Genomic DNA, 1,058 nt, shown 5'->3' with positions numbered 1-1,058 from the left:
GCCTACCTGCAGGAACGCGCCAACGAGGCCGCAGCGACGTACAAGGCCGTCGAGAACGGCGCGAACGTCTTCGACCAAGGGATGTTCATCACCGTGCGGGCCGACGAGAAAGACGACCTCAGAGACGCCGTCCAGACGGTCAAGAGTGCGCTCCGGGACGACCCGGCGAACCTCACGCCGAAGACCGCCATCTGCCGGCAGGATCTCGCCCTCCAGTCCGCCGCGCCCATCGGCGACAACGAGTTCGGCCGGACATCAATCGCACTCGGCGGCGCCGTCGGCGCGTTACTCTCCTCCCCGCACAACGCGACGATTCTCGAGGAGGGCGGCGTCGAATTCGGGATCCACAAGGACAACCAGAGCCCGGTCGTCATCGATCCCTTCTCCCGAGACAACGGGTACGCGATGTTCACCGTCGGCGACACCGGGTCGGGAAAGTCGTTCAGTTCGAAGCAGAACTTCATCCGGTCGATTGAGCAGAGCAAGGACCGCATCGGCATCATCCTCGAACCATTGAACAACTGGGCCGGCGTCTCAGAGGCGCTCGACGCCAAGCGGATCACGGTTGGTGGGACGCTCGGTCTGAATCCGCTGGAAATCCGCGAGACGCCCGAACACGTCCAGCGGGCGATGGGTGAGGACGCGAGCCCGTTCAACGAGAAACTCGACGACGCGATGAGCTTCCTCACGAACTTCTTCGCCCTCCGGGGTATCTCACTGGGAGATCGGCGCACCACGCTCGAACTCGCCCTCAAACGTGCCTACCAGCGCAACGGGATCACCGACGACATCTCGACGCACGACAATTCGAGTCCGACGATTCAGGATATGATGGACGTGTTCGAGGACATGGTCGACGGCCCCGAGGAGTTCGTCGTCCGGTCCGACGAAGAGGCGGGGAAAATCAAAGAGGACGCAACGTGGTTGCTCGATCAGCTTCGCCCCTTCGAGGACGACGGTCGGCACGCCAACCTCGGCCAAGAGTCCGACTTCGACATTCGGGACGAGAAGGTCATCTACCTCGACCTCGCTCAGCAGGAGGGCAGCGTCGACAGCAG

The 1,058-nt window shown here is 62.9% G+C and carries 1 pseudogene; it reads left to right on the top strand.

Going from position 1 to position 1,058, the window contains the following annotated elements:
- Nucleotides 1-1,058 (top strand): annotated as a pseudogene (locus ACQUQ1_RS22360) (VirB4 family type IV secretion system protein); the annotation flags it as partial.

Source organism: Halobaculum sp. EA56, from assembly GCF_051195075.1.
Classification (GTDB): domain Archaea; phylum Halobacteriota; class Halobacteria; order Halobacteriales; family Haloferacaceae; genus Halobaculum.
This window is presented reverse-complemented; position numbering and strand designations above follow the sequence as displayed.